This is a genomic window from Neobacillus sp. D3-1R, assembly GCF_052180215.1.
Taxonomy (GTDB): Bacteria; Bacillota; Bacilli; order Bacillales; family Cytobacillaceae; genus Pseudoneobacillus.
Genome location: NZ_CP197471.1, coordinates 2,703,232 through 2,715,715 on the forward strand (window position 1 = coordinate 2,703,232; position 12,484 = coordinate 2,715,715).

Genomic DNA, 12,484 nt, shown 5'->3' on the forward strand with positions numbered 1-12,484 from the left:
GCACTTATCTTTGTTTTATTGCATATAGTAACACGGGAATATTGATGATGGGAGCGAAGCGGATGATGAATGATGAACAAAACGATTTTTTACAAAAAGCCAGTCAATATGATTTAATAGCTCAATTTTATAAATACACGAATCCTGATCTACACATAAAATTTTATAAAAAGCATTATAAGTACATCCATTTAGCCTTACAAAATCAAGAAAACTTACGTAATTCTAATTTGCACCCTTTTTCACATGTTCGATTTATTAACCTATTAAATAGAAGTATAAAAATATTAATAAACGGTACAGAAGTTTTTCATGATTTTCAAACAAATGGATTAAGTGATTATTTTATTATGCCGACGGAAAGAAATGAAATTGAAATCGTACCGACCGGTGAAGAGAGTGTGCTATTAAAGAGACAAAACCTAGAAATATCTAAATCTAATTATGTCACCTTTGCCATAACAGAAACTGAAAATGGAATAGACTTACTGACATTCCCTACTGACCAACACCTTCCCGAAGATGAAACCAAGCTTAGAATTATTCACCTAGCTAATACTGCTCCTGCTGTTGATGTGAAGGTAAAACATGGAGATACGGTCTTTTCAAACGTTTCCTACGGTCAAGCGACTGATTATTTAGGGTTAACACCGATGACGGTAGATTTAGGACTAAACGTGTCAAATAGCAAAAACACCATCCTCCCGTTTACTAGATTAAAACTGCAAGCCAATGAAATTTACTCGTGGATAATTGTTGGTGATGTAGCCCAAAAAAATGGTTTAAAAACCATATTAATAAAAGATTAAAGGTGGCTTCACATAAGCCACCTTACTTTGTCGGAACAAAAAATTGAAAGGAAATTTTATCTCTTTTTAGATCAAACTCATTTACTTTTACTTTAAAATCACTTTTTAATTTTAATTTTTGCATTGAGATATATACTAATTTATCATTTGGTTCAATGATGACCCCTTTCGGTAACTTATAACGATCCTTAATAAATTTTAAGACGTAGGTAACTGGTAATTGCATCTTACCTATAGACATTGATTTTTGTTGAAGGATTAAGTCACCATTTTCCAAGGCTTTTGGTTCAAATGTCATTTTCATTTGAATTTCTTCAGAAAAAATGGGAATGACACCGTATAACTCCACTTCTTTTCCTAACACAACTTGATAATCAATAGGTCCGCCAGAGGCTTCTTTTTTTATGTAGTGATTAATCACCTGATTTAAGTTATCTTTTTGTGTATGAATTAAAAACGGGACGTATCCGCTTAATTCTTCATCTTGTTTATAATATTTATTATCATTCACTGGCAAAGAAATCGTGATGACAAATATTAAGATGATCAAAATGTTTACACTTAATAAAAGCAAAAAGCCCTTTTTCCAACTATCAACTTTCATATTTAGTTCTCCTCTTTACTTGCTATATACTGCCTTTTTGATAAATCATTTAAGGCTTTATCTGTTAAAGTTACATATAATTGATTCGCAATAATCGAGTAACCCTTATCATTTGGATGGAAGTAATCCTTATAGAGCAGATTCTCATTGCTATTTTTAAATGGTTCATCTACACGGACAAAATAACTATTTTTATATGAAGAAATGATATTTTGAGCCGTTTGATTCCATTCTGCTAAAATTTCATCCAACTCTTGTACATCTTGAAACCATGTGAAAAAAGGGTTATATAAGCCTAATACCACAACAGAAACTTTTGGCTGTATTGTTCGAATGGAAGCAATAATTTTGATTAGATTTTTTTGGTACTGCAATTTGGCTGGTGAAAAATCCTCTTTCTTAAGATGTGAGATATTTTCTTTCACTACCTTCATCAAATCATTACCACCAATAGTTACAATAACCATGTCTGAAGCTTTTATCGCTTTTTGAATTTCCTCTTTTTTTAGTCTATTCAACAAGTCGTTCGTTTTATTTCCCTTTACTCCATAATTCGAAAAATTAACTTGTTTTATGCCTTTTTCTGCTTCTAATTTTTGTTTTAAGTATGGGATATAACCACCACGTTTCGTGCTATCCCCTACCCCCTGCGTTAGGGAATCACCTATGGAAACAATGTTTAAGTTAGATGGTACAAAATCTACAGGTATTGGTTGTTTAATTAAAGTAAGGCTTTGTTTATATGAGAGTGTTTTGGGACGAACAGAAGTAGTTTGACTACAAGAGGATAATAAAAAAATTGAGATAAAGAAGAAGATGAAAGCTCTATGCATTTGCCTCACCTCATTTTATTGGTATAGATATTATAACACCAAACAAACTTTTCAAACCTGATTTAAGTTCTTTATTTATATCAAGTAAAAAACCTTACACTTAATCTTGTAAGGTTTTAATATCAGAGACAATCTGCTCATAAGGTATTTCATTAAGACCCGTATAATATTTCAATACTTTCCCTTCTGGACCTATTAAATAAAAGTCCGTTCCATGGATCACTTGGTCACCTGTTTCTGGCTTCTTCACTAATGCTTTAAAGCTTTTTAATGCCATATTTTCGATTTCCTCTTGTGAATACCCAGTTAGGAAATTCCAGTTTGAAAAATCAGCCTGGAAATCTTCGCCGAATTTTTTTAAAACTTCAGGTGTATCAACAGTAGGGTCTACACTAAAGGAAACGAATTGTATATTTTCTATTCCTTCTTTTTTCGTCATTTGCTGCAATTTTTTCATATTGAACGTCATCGGCGGACATACATCCACACAGCTTGTAAAAATGAAATCAGCAACCCAAACCTTCCCTTTCAAATCCTTCAGTCCCAAGGATTCTCCATCTTGGTTTGTATATGTAAAATCGTTAACAGGCCAATCTACTGTATCTTTCAATTCCTTTTGTCCACATGCAGACAATAATACTGTAAAAATAATTAAAAGTGCGAATAACCAATTCTTTTTCAACAAACTACACCTTTCTTTCATCCATATCTATACTCCATCATTATCTTAACAAACTATTATCATTTTAGAAAGGACAAGAATTGGCTATTTTATGCAAAAAAAATAAAACACCTATTTGGTTGGTGTTTTAAGGTCATTGGTCATACTCTTATAAAAATCTTGAATAAAAGACTGATAATCAAATTGTAGAGCTATTTTATGAATGGGCCAATCTACCTTATTAGGTGTTTCACGAAAATCTGCTATACTCTGACCAAATGCATTTCCAGTATTAACAATAATCTTTGTGGGTGCTTCGGTGTATGAAATTTTGGCATTCGTTGTAATCGCCCATAGTGTTAATACATCATGCAAGGGACTTCCACTAATATTAGGATCGGTTGTTTTGTAAAACTTAAAATAGTAATCCACCATTGGTTTTACTAATAATCCAACCTTATTTTTCGTAGCCTCATAATGTTTATTTAACTTCTCTACTAAAGCTGGTGTAACAATCGCAGATTTCGTTATATCTAAGGGAACAATATGTAGTTTTTTGGGGGCAAAATTAATGACAATGTTTGCAGCATATGGATCACCAAAAAAATTTGCTTCTGTAACAGGAGTAACATTCCCTGGAGTTAAAAAAGCACCTCCCATAATGTAAAACTCCTTAACCAATTTCATGGTGCTTGGAAAAAGTATAAAGGCAGTCGCAAGTGATGATAATCTACCGACATTCACAATGATAATATCATTTTTGTATTTTTCAATGAGCCCCTTTATCCCCTCAAAATTTTCAAATTGGTCGGTTAATTCTAAGTCTGGAATAAAAGGCCCAAAGCCCTCAAGCCCATGAACCTCCGGGTAATACGTTGGTGACTCCCCGGTTAATGGTATTTCAGCACCACCAAAAACGGAAATATCCTTTCTTCCGGTCAATTTCTGGATATATTCAGCATTCCGAACTGCATCTTGTTTAGACACATTTCCATAATCGGCGACAACACCAACGATATTAATTTCTTCAGTAAAAAAGGAATAAATAATGGCTACGTTATCATCAACACCAAAATCACTAAAGAATAAAACATTCTTCATCTTTGTTTTCACCCCAATTCGGTAAAGGAGATTCATTTTATGAAGCTGCCCTTTATCCCTTGTTACCCATTTTATTGTAACAAGTGGTGAAATATTTGTTTAAATTTCATATAGAGGTAAGTAGATTTTAAAAGTAGTTCCGATTCCCTTTTTACTTTCAACTTCAATTTTACCCTTCATTCGATCGATTATTTGATAACAAACCATCAATCCGATCCCTGTACCTTTTTCTTTTAAAGAGTAAAACGCCGTACCGAGCCTCGAAAGTTCATCCTCATTCATTCCAATACCAGTATCAGATATTTCAAAAACACCAAAGCCATTTGATTCAGATACAGTTAAACTTAATTTTCCTCCATCTTTCATGGCTTCTATTCCATTTTTTAAAATATTGATTAAAACCTGTTTTAACTCACTGGTATTGCCTTTGATGCTCACATGCTTTTCAAAATAAGTTGCAAGTTCGATATTTTTTGATAACATCGCATAGGAATTCATCAAATCCATTGCTTTTAATGCTAAATCATTAGCATTAATCTTTTCTGATTCTTGATGGATGTCCGGCTTTGCTAAAGATAAATAATCATTAATAATAATTTCCGCTCGATTTAACTCATCAATCATCAATCGTAAATAACTATGTTCTTCCTCTGTCATATGCTCTTTTCCAAGAAAAAGCTGTAAAAAACCTTTTACAACCGTCATTGGATTTCTTATTTCGTGGGCAACAGAAGCAGCAAGTTGACCAATGGCGTTCATTTTTTCAGCACGTTGTAATTCTCGTTGCAGCTTCGTCCTTTCAATAATTTGCTCCATTTCATCAATCGCATCTTCAAATTTGTACAGCAAATTTGTTTCCTTCTGACTATGTCCAAGCTCTTTCGATGTCACGGAAAGCTGTTTAAATAAAAGTGAGAGTTGTTCGGTCATTTGATTAAAATTTTCACTCAATCGTCCTAATTCCGATTCATCATTTATTTGGAGTTTCACATCAAAATTACCAGCACTCACCTGATTAATCCCAAAAATAATACCATTAATCGGCTCCGTCACCTTCTTTAAGCCCCATCTCAACGTAAAGTAGACAAGGACAGTAATTAATAGGAAAGAAGTAAATAAATACGCAGCAATTCTATTTTGATCTTTTTCGATAACGGATGCATCTACATCCACACCAAGCAAGGCAATAACTTGGCCTTCTTTATCAATAATTGGGGCAAAAGCTGTAATCCAAATTCCGTATTGATCTCGAAAAATGCTTGTATGATGAACTTTTTTATCTTTAACCGTTTGATTAAAAGCTGTCAGAAATTCTTTTCCAGCATTATAGGACGTAAATTTTTCTAATCCCATCTTTTGTCCTTTTTTAGATACGGCTAAAAAATATGGTTTATTATTGAAAAGCGCTGCATCATATATATGTCCGTCAATGATGTTCGAGTTCCGCTCATTCAGCATAGAAACAATATAAGTTAACCTCTCTACAGCTGGATGGTCAGGATCTTTTAACTTTTGAATGGCCAACACATCATCCTGAGAAATAGTGGCACTCCAAAGAGAAGCTACCCCCATACCTCTTTCCGTTAACTCTGTCTTTAATTGATTCGATTGGTATAAAAAACTGATTCCCGCTGTAGAAAGAACCACTAAAAAGGTAATCAAAAAGGAGAACAGCAGAATTTTTTTATATAAAGATAAATTTCGATAGGAACTCTTTACACTCATGTGAAATTTCCTTTCATTTGGCTATAAATAGGAAATTCGACATGATTCATTATTTATCCTTTTTTGCTGAAGCGGTTTAGTAAACTTTTAGGGGAAATTTAGAGGCAAAACAAAAAAACCTAGGTACTATTTCTAGCACCTAGGTTGTGATTAATCAAAATAATACATTAAGGCAATGGCCCCTTTTCCGGTATGGGTACTTATAACAGGGGTAGTGTAATCTATTTCCACTTGGTTAAATCCGGTTAAATGCTCTATTTCCGTTTTTATTTTTGCAGCTAAATCCTGTGCCTCTGCATGAGCAATTCCTACTCGTTTCACAGTCTTTCCTTTTACATCTTCTGCAAATTGTTTAATTAAATACTTGACCACTTGTGTATGGCTTCTCACTTTTCCAACAGGGCTGTATTCTCCACCTTCTAGTGAAGCAATAGGTTTAATATTTAGTAAGGAACCTATTAGAGCTTTACCCTTACCAATTCTGCCACCCTTAACAAGATTTTCAAGTGTATCCACCATAATATAAAGGCGAGATTGTTTTTGAACTTGCTGAAGGTGGTCGACAATTTCTTGTACACTTGCACCTTTGACTACTAATTCTGCAGCTTCTAGTACCTGAAAAGAAAGTGCTTTTGAAATGTATCTAGAGTCTACAACCGTCACATTCCCTTTTGCCATTTGTGCTGCACTCTCAGCAGATCGCACCGTACCACTCATCCCACCCGTCATATGAATCGAAAGGATTTCATAACCTTCCTCAAAAAGACGGTCATAAACCTCTAAAAAAGCACCGGTGGAAGGCTGCGAGGTTTTCGGGAGATCAACAGCCTTTTCCATTTTTTCTAAAAATTCAATGGGCGTTATATCTACTCTATCGGTAAAAGCTTGTCCATCTATCGTTATCGTTAACGGAACCACTTCTATGTCATATTTCTTCATTTGCTCTTCAGTTAAATCAGCGGTAGAATCTGTCACAATTTTAATTTTAGTCATCTTTACACGTCCTTATGTATACCTAAACTTATTAGATAGCATCACCCATCCATTATACATATTTTCGTATTATAATGAAATTTTTATTTAAGGTACTTTTACAAATAAAAAGAGAACCGGGACACCGATTCTCGAGTCAAATTATGCATTATTCTTTAATTCGCCAGTTTTAAATAATTCTTCATAGTCTGGCCATTTTAAAACTCGCTTTAAATAATCTCTAAAGGAGTAGCATCTCTTCGCTTTTGTTTCTTTGTAAAGCGAGGTAATAAAAGTTTGCAAACGGACTTGGATCATAAAATAATACCGACTATCTTCCTCCAATACAGGAATATCCATGACTTTTACCTTCTGTCCAACAACATTTTTGAACTCTAGGCTTTTGAACAACAAAATATCAATCCTCTTTTTCACCCGTTTGAATATATTATACTCTATTATTGACTCGAAATGTGTCTGAATATGCAATTGATTAAAAAATATTTGTGAACTTTTTAAGGTAAAGGTGCTAGTAAAGGAGATTATGTAAGGAGAGGAAAAAACTCAAAAAAAAAAATGTTAGCCCAATTTCTTGACTAACTCATCATAAAGCTTTTTAATTTTTTCTTGCGAAGGAGGTAATTCAGCAGGAATGTTTGTAATATCCTTTTGACATACTGGACAAATCCATGTGCCAGTTTCACAGCTGCTGAAGGATGGTTGGTTGCAGCAATTACAGACTTTTTTGTACATGGGTACACCTTCTTCTTTTTAATTGAATAGTTTAGGAACCTTTGAAAATCTTTTTTTGTACAGAGAGATGAGTTGAGATATATACACTTTTTCTTTTTCCTGTTTACCTATTTGAGTTGTAATTTCATAACCCGATGGTAGTAACCAGTTTTTCACTTCAACCAAACTATGTTTCAGCGAATCATAACTTAAAAACTGATAGTCTATATAATCAGCGTATTTACTTCTATTATTATTATGTTCCTTTTCTCTTAAATAGTACTTTTGATTTTTATAAGAGAATGGTTTCACCCTATTTAGATGTGGAAACCTTTCATAAACAAAAGATAGTGTTCGAATAATCCTCTTATAGGTTAAGTGTGACCGTGAATCACTGATTAGCTTTTTGTAATCTATCTCTTTATGAAGAACTTCAATCAATTGAACAATATCTAAATAATGTCTTGGAGAATCTAGGTTATGTCTCCATGCATGAAGACACATCAAATAAAAAGTATGATAGTGTGAAAGCTCTTTTATGTAATGAGAGGAGTTAATAAATGTTGCTTGATCCCAAAATTCTGTGACATTTAATTCTGCCGTGTTTTCTTTCACTAAATCCCAGTGCAGTTCAACTGTTAAAGGTATGGGTGATCCCGGTAGTTTTTTACTAAAACTGTAGTGGAAATGGTCTGGAATATACTCCTCTCCATCTATATAACCTAAGGATTTAACCAGAGTTTTTACTCTTTCTAAATCAGACGGTTTAATTAATAAATCAATATCAGAGGTCGATCGTGCACCTAAATGGCCAAAATATCTTTCAGAGAAAAATACCCCTTTAAGCGGAATAACCTCTACTTTTTCTTCCTCTAATTTAAGCAAAATCTGCAAGGTTTGATTTTTGATAAACAGATTTTGATAGAATGTTTCATTGAATTTTTCTTTCATCACTTTTTGAAAAAATAAAGGTGTTTGGTTAAGTCTATTCTGCTGATTTAGTAATTGATGGACTTGAGGTGCAATAGAAATAAAATCCTCATTGGATAGGAGTTCATGATAACTATTTTGATCTTTAGGTAAAGGTATTTCTGGATTATATAAGGCTTGTAAAAAGTGAAAACTCACTATCGTTCTCCTTTCATGTTTAGATGTCCTATGCATAGGATACTGGTTTAGCTGCGTTATCTTTAAAGCTTGAATTGTAGAGCTTTTGATATAATCCATCTTGGTTTAGAAGCTGCTCATGATTTCCCATCTGTTCAATTTTCCCATTACTGATAACCACAATTAAATCCGCATTTTGGATGGTAGAAAGTCTGTGAGCAATCACAAGTGTCGTTTTATCCTTCATTAATTGCTCAAGTTCTTCCTTAACATGGTACTCCGTTTCACCGTCGAGAGCTGATGTTGCTTCGTCTAATAGTAGAATTGGAGCATTTTTCAAGATGGCACGTGCTATAGCGATCCGCTGCTTTTGACCACCGGATAGTTTAATTCCTCTTTCACCTATTTCTGTCTCATAGCCATCAGATAAGGAAATGATAAAATCATGAATATTCGCACTCTTTGCCGCATGAATCATTTCGTTTTTGGTAATATTAGGACGTGCAAGCACTAGATTTTCTTTTATAGTCCCTGCGAATAAAAATGTCTCTTGGGGAACATGGGCAATACTGCTTCTTAATTCAGAAACGGATAGTAGCTCTATTGGTTTCCCATTGATTAAGATTTTTCCTAGTTGTGGTTGATAAAAACCTTGTAATAGATTGAATAGAGTTGTTTTTCCAGCACCACTTGGCCCTACAAAAGCAATCATTTTACCAGCAGGAATATCTAAATTAAACTCCTTAAACACAATCTTAGTATCATCATAGCTAAAGCTTACATCTTGAAATTGAATGGAGCTTACTTCCTTGATCGTTGGAACATAGGTTGATAATTCCTTAGAGACTGTTGGTCTTTCTAGTAAATCAATTAGTCTTTCAATTGCTGTAATGGAACGTTGGAATCCTGCCCATTGACCGGCAAGACCCGTCATCGGGTAAACAAGATGGCCGACTAAATTAATAAATGTGAGTAAAGAACCGACTGACATTTCTCCTTTAGAAACAAAAAAGGCTCCTAAACAAAGATTAAACAGAAAGGCAATCGAATTAACTAAATATCCACCAGAATAATACCAACCTTGAAGCTTCGCATTTTCCAATTCCAACTTATAATATTTCTTATTTTTACTTTTAAAAGTTATAAAAGCAGCCTTTTCTAAGGTGAATGATCTGATAACCTGTAATCCTTGAAAAGTTTCACTCAGTGTACTATTAATCTCTGCAACTAATTGATGAATTTTTCGTCCATTTTTCTTGAGTAACAATCCAAAAAAAACACCGCCAGCTATGGCGATAGGTGCGATTAATACACTCGATAAACATAAAACCCAATTAATTTGAAATAAGTAAATAAAGACAGCCAAAAATATTAATGGGATCCTAATTAGACTAATTAAAGTACTTCCTGTTACCCCATCTACACTATGTATATCGTTATTAAAATATGAAATTATATCTCCAGACCGTATCTTTGAGGTTTCTCCTGCTGGCAAGCGAAGGATATGTTCAAAAAGGTACTCCTTTAAGTTGTTTTTAAGGCCATTTGAAGCGACTGTCTCAAAATAAATACCGCAATAACTCGAAATGATACTCAATAAGGTTAGGAAAACACCAATCGGGACTAGTTCTTTTAGTCGATCCATATTACCATGAACAGCAGCATCTGTTAGATTTCCAAAAAACCATGCATATGCAATGGTAAAAAATATATCGACAACCAACAAAATGAGAAGGACTACATATGCCTTCCATTGAGCTAAAATAAATGGCTTTAGCAATGTATAGGTCTTTTTGAAATCATTTAGATTAAAATAGTGTTTGATTAATTGTTGTTTCTGCTGGTCCAGCATAAAGACACTCCACGATTAAATTTGTAATTGGTGTTTCCTATTTAAATATCTTCGTAACCATCCGGAAAGTGCTGGTATAGAGATAATTGCTCTACCCCAAAGAAATGATGGGAAGTGCTTTATATCTATTCTTGTGTCTGCTTTTTTGATTGATGTTAATTTACCAATAATTCTCTCCTCTGTAATAGGCTGATCAAAACCGAGGTTCGTATCTCCCTTAAAGTAATACAACTGGTTGCATCCATTTACTTTTCTATAATAGAACCGATGGGCTACTAGTTGACCTGATGTAGAATGAAATAGAACGATATCACCCTTTACTAATTTTGCGGGAATTACTGATACAAAACGGCATATGTTTCCTTTTTGAATAAGAGGAAACATACTGCTCCCATCAGCTGGTAATTCCAAAAATCTTTCCTTTTCAATCTTATTTTTAAAAAACGTAATCGTTTTTTGGTCAAACAACATTAACGATCAATCCACACTTAAGTAAATCTTTTAGAAAAAACTCAACATCTGATTTAACATACTCCAATTCTTCTCCATACTTATTGACAATGGATTGGCTTAAAGAATTTATGGTTTGAACTTCACTTAATAATGACCAGCAAAAACCACCAGTTTCGTTTAATTTAGTTAAAGTATAATTATCTGTATTTAAAACAATCCACTCATCATCAAAATGTGTGGTGTCATAATTACTTTTTCGAGTGTACTGCTGCACTAAGAAATCAACTCCCAAAATGTATCATCTTTTTTAAAGTAAAGTTCAAAATTCGGAACCCTATCAACTAATGTTCTTAATAATTCCATTATATTTTTCGTTTCATTTGGATCATGTGCCCAATAAAACACCTTATCCATTAAGTGAATATAAGCATCTGATTTCTTCATGTTTACCCGTTTATTTTGAAGTGACTGGTGTAGAATTTGGATACTTGCCAAAGGTGTTGGATCCATATATTCGTTTGAAGTAATATCACTTCGGAACGGTGAATTATAAACCAAGATTTCATCAGATGTTATTTTTACAAGTGTCGCTTCATCTGAAAGAAGCTCACGTGGATGGGATAATCTTGCAGCGGTAGATTTACCTGCACCTGAATGGCCTGCAAAAATATGAGCTTTTTCGTTTTCTATTACACAGGATGAGTGAATGAGCAAACCCCAATTGTGGTAAACGATGTATGAACTGTATAAATTCATGAGGGCATGTTTTAGAGCTAGTTCATTGTTTATAAAAATTGTAGCTGAGCTATAATCGGTTTCCGCTTCAATCAGATAGTCTGATCGTCGGAAGATGGTTTTTCCGTTTTCTTTTGTGATGTAGACGTTGTAATCGATAAAGGGTGTTCCATAGGTTTCTATTATTTCAATTTTAATATTTGAATAATCAATACTTTCAAATATTGGCTCAAAGTTCTCACTTAAAAATTTATTCACTATTGCTGATTTGCTTGAAATTTCTAATGTATGGTCGCCTATACAAATATAATTATCGTTCATTATCTTTCTCCTGGATTATTCTTGTTTGGATCGATAAACATAAACCTAATCTCCTAATCTAAGTTATCAATGATTATTTCCCTTTCCATTACCATTTCCTACTCCACCATTACTATTTGTATTACCTGGTGAACGATCACCAGTATAGGGATCATTTGGATAATTAACACCATCATTTCCTGTACCAGGGTGATTTAAATTCCCTTTTCCTTTATTCCAGCTTTGAGCAGTTTCGAACTTAATAGGTTGATGGCTTAAAACTTTAGGGTGTACATATTTATCTTTCATTTTTCATTCTCCAATCATAATTAAAAATAAGTTTCTATATAATGAACATTAAAATCATTTCTTTTTAATAAATGAATGATAATTAAACTATTAAATTTATTATAAATGTTATTACGTTCTTTTTAAAGAACATAAATTCGACAAAAAATATAGTTGTTTAACAATTTAACACTACCTATATTGACAATTTCTCAATTTATTTAAAATCACCTATTTTTCCCCCAAAAAAAGAGGGTTATCCCTCTCCAATTACTTTAGTACTAAATAATATTTTAAATCCATTTAATTTTA

General features: G+C 33.3%; 15 protein-coding genes. 1 reads left to right on the forward strand and 14 read right to left on the reverse strand.

The window, feature by feature from the left end:
* Positions 1–62: 62 nt before the first annotated feature.
* Positions 63–809, forward strand: coding sequence for a DUF4397 domain-containing protein (locus tag ACSBPO_RS13840; RefSeq protein ID WP_442594219.1), 747 nt, complete (start codon positions 63–65; stop codon positions 807–809).
* A 22-nt stretch (positions 810–831) separates the two neighbouring features.
* Here ACSBPO_RS13840 and ACSBPO_RS13845 read toward each other — a convergent pair whose 3' ends face one another.
* The 14 genes from ACSBPO_RS13845 to ACSBPO_RS13910 all read right to left on the reverse strand — a co-directional run bounded on the left by ACSBPO_RS13845 (position 832) and on the right by ACSBPO_RS13910 (position 12,193).
* Positions 832–1,413: a YpmS family protein gene (locus tag ACSBPO_RS13845; RefSeq protein ID WP_442594221.1), complete on the reverse strand. Its 582-nt coding sequence runs from the start codon at positions 1,411–1,413 to the stop codon at positions 832–834.
* Between the two features lie 2 nt (positions 1,414–1,415).
* Positions 1,416–2,246: an SGNH/GDSL hydrolase family protein gene (locus ACSBPO_RS13850; RefSeq protein WP_442594223.1), complete on the reverse strand. Its 831-nt coding sequence runs from the start codon at positions 2,244–2,246 to the stop codon at positions 1,416–1,418.
* Between the two features lie 100 nt (positions 2,247–2,346).
* Positions 2,347–2,928, reverse strand: coding sequence for an SCO family protein (locus tag ACSBPO_RS13855; protein ID WP_442594225.1), 582 nt, complete (start codon positions 2,926–2,928; stop codon positions 2,347–2,349).
* Between the two features lie 111 nt (positions 2,929–3,039).
* The gene (locus ACSBPO_RS13860) at positions 3,040–4,008 is read right to left on the reverse strand and encodes a nucleoside hydrolase (RefSeq protein ID WP_442594227.1); all 969 of its coding nucleotides are present in this window, start codon (positions 4,006–4,008) and stop codon (positions 3,040–3,042) included.
* 99 nt (positions 4,009–4,107) lie between these two features.
* On the reverse strand, positions 4,108–5,733 hold the full coding sequence (locus ACSBPO_RS13865; protein WP_442594229.1) for an ATP-binding protein: 1,626 nt from the start codon (positions 5,731–5,733) through the stop codon (positions 4,108–4,110).
* A 150-nt stretch (positions 5,734–5,883) separates the two neighbouring features.
* On the reverse strand, positions 5,884–6,726 hold the full coding sequence (locus tag ACSBPO_RS13870) for a DegV family protein (protein ID WP_442594231.1): 843 nt from the start codon (positions 6,724–6,726) through the stop codon (positions 5,884–5,886).
* A gap of 141 nt (positions 6,727–6,867) precedes the next feature.
* Complete coding sequence (locus ACSBPO_RS13875) at positions 6,868–7,119, reverse strand: DUF2535 family protein (RefSeq protein WP_442594233.1); 252 nt, start codon at positions 7,117–7,119, stop codon at positions 6,868–6,870.
* A gap of 165 nt (positions 7,120–7,284) precedes the next feature.
* Positions 7,285–7,458, reverse strand: a complete 174-nt coding sequence (locus tag ACSBPO_RS13880) for a hypothetical protein (protein ID WP_442594235.1) — start codon at positions 7,456–7,458, stop codon at positions 7,285–7,287.
* An 18-nt stretch (positions 7,459–7,476) separates the two neighbouring features.
* The gene (locus tag ACSBPO_RS13885) at positions 7,477–8,565 is read right to left on the reverse strand and encodes a nucleotidyltransferase family protein (protein WP_442594237.1); all 1,089 of its coding nucleotides are present in this window, start codon (positions 8,563–8,565) and stop codon (positions 7,477–7,479) included.
* 28 nt (positions 8,566–8,593) lie between these two features.
* Positions 8,594–10,396, reverse strand: coding sequence for an ABC transporter ATP-binding protein (locus ACSBPO_RS13890; protein ID WP_442594238.1), 1,803 nt, complete (start codon positions 10,394–10,396; stop codon positions 8,594–8,596).
* A 15-nt stretch (positions 10,397–10,411) separates the two neighbouring features.
* A complete protein-coding gene (locus tag ACSBPO_RS13895; RefSeq protein WP_442594240.1) occupies positions 10,412–10,867 on the reverse strand; it encodes a S24/S26 family peptidase in 456 nt (151 codons plus the stop codon).
* On the reverse strand, positions 10,857–11,123 hold the full coding sequence (locus ACSBPO_RS13900; RefSeq protein WP_442594242.1) for a PqqD family protein: 267 nt from the start codon (positions 11,121–11,123) through the stop codon (positions 10,857–10,859). Before ACSBPO_RS13900 ends, ACSBPO_RS13895 begins: the two co-directional genes overlap by 11 nt.
* Complete coding sequence (locus ACSBPO_RS13905; protein ID WP_442594244.1) at positions 11,123–11,905, reverse strand: hypothetical protein; 783 nt, start codon at positions 11,903–11,905, stop codon at positions 11,123–11,125. The genes ACSBPO_RS13900 and ACSBPO_RS13905 overlap by 1 nt, the downstream gene beginning before the upstream one ends.
* A gap of 66 nt (positions 11,906–11,971) precedes the next feature.
* A complete protein-coding gene (locus tag ACSBPO_RS13910) occupies positions 11,972–12,193 on the reverse strand; it encodes a hypothetical protein (RefSeq protein WP_442594245.1) in 222 nt (73 codons plus the stop codon).
* Between the last annotated feature and the right edge of the window lie 291 nt (positions 12,194–12,484).

Excerpts from the sequence above, each read along its gene's own strand:
- ACSBPO_RS13910 (WP_442594245.1), bottom strand. The coding sequence starts at position 12,193 with ATGAAAGATAAATATGTACACCCTAAAGTTTTAAGCCATCAACCTATT.
- ACSBPO_RS13860 (WP_442594227.1), bottom strand. The coding sequence starts at position 4,008 with ATGAAGAATGTTTTATTCTTTAGTGATTTTGGTGTTGATGATAACGTA.
- ACSBPO_RS13865 (WP_442594229.1), bottom strand. The coding sequence starts at position 5,733 with ATGAGTGTAAAGAGTTCCTATCGAAATTTATCTTTATATAAAAAAATT.
- ACSBPO_RS13890 (WP_442594238.1), bottom strand. The coding sequence starts at position 10,396 with ATGCTGGACCAGCAGAAACAACAATTAATCAAACACTATTTTAATCTA.
- ACSBPO_RS13850 (WP_442594223.1), bottom strand. The coding sequence starts at position 2,246 with ATGCATAGAGCTTTCATCTTCTTCTTTATCTCAATTTTTTTATTATCC.
- ACSBPO_RS13840 (WP_442594219.1), top strand. The coding sequence starts at position 63 with ATGATGAATGATGAACAAAACGATTTTTTACAAAAAGCCAGTCAATAT.
- ACSBPO_RS13895 (WP_442594240.1), bottom strand. The coding sequence starts at position 10,867 with ATGTTGTTTGACCAAAAAACGATTACGTTTTTTAAAAATAAGATTGAA.
- ACSBPO_RS13870 (WP_442594231.1), bottom strand. The coding sequence starts at position 6,726 with ATGACTAAAATTAAAATTGTGACAGATTCTACCGCTGATTTAACTGAA.
- ACSBPO_RS13845 (WP_442594221.1), bottom strand. The coding sequence starts at position 1,413 with ATGAAAGTTGATAGTTGGAAAAAGGGCTTTTTGCTTTTATTAAGTGTA.
- ACSBPO_RS13880 (WP_442594235.1), bottom strand. The coding sequence starts at position 7,458 with ATGTACAAAAAAGTCTGTAATTGCTGCAACCAACCATCCTTCAGCAGC.
- ACSBPO_RS13905 (WP_442594244.1), bottom strand. The coding sequence starts at position 11,905 with ATGAACGATAATTATATTTGTATAGGCGACCATACATTAGAAATTTCA.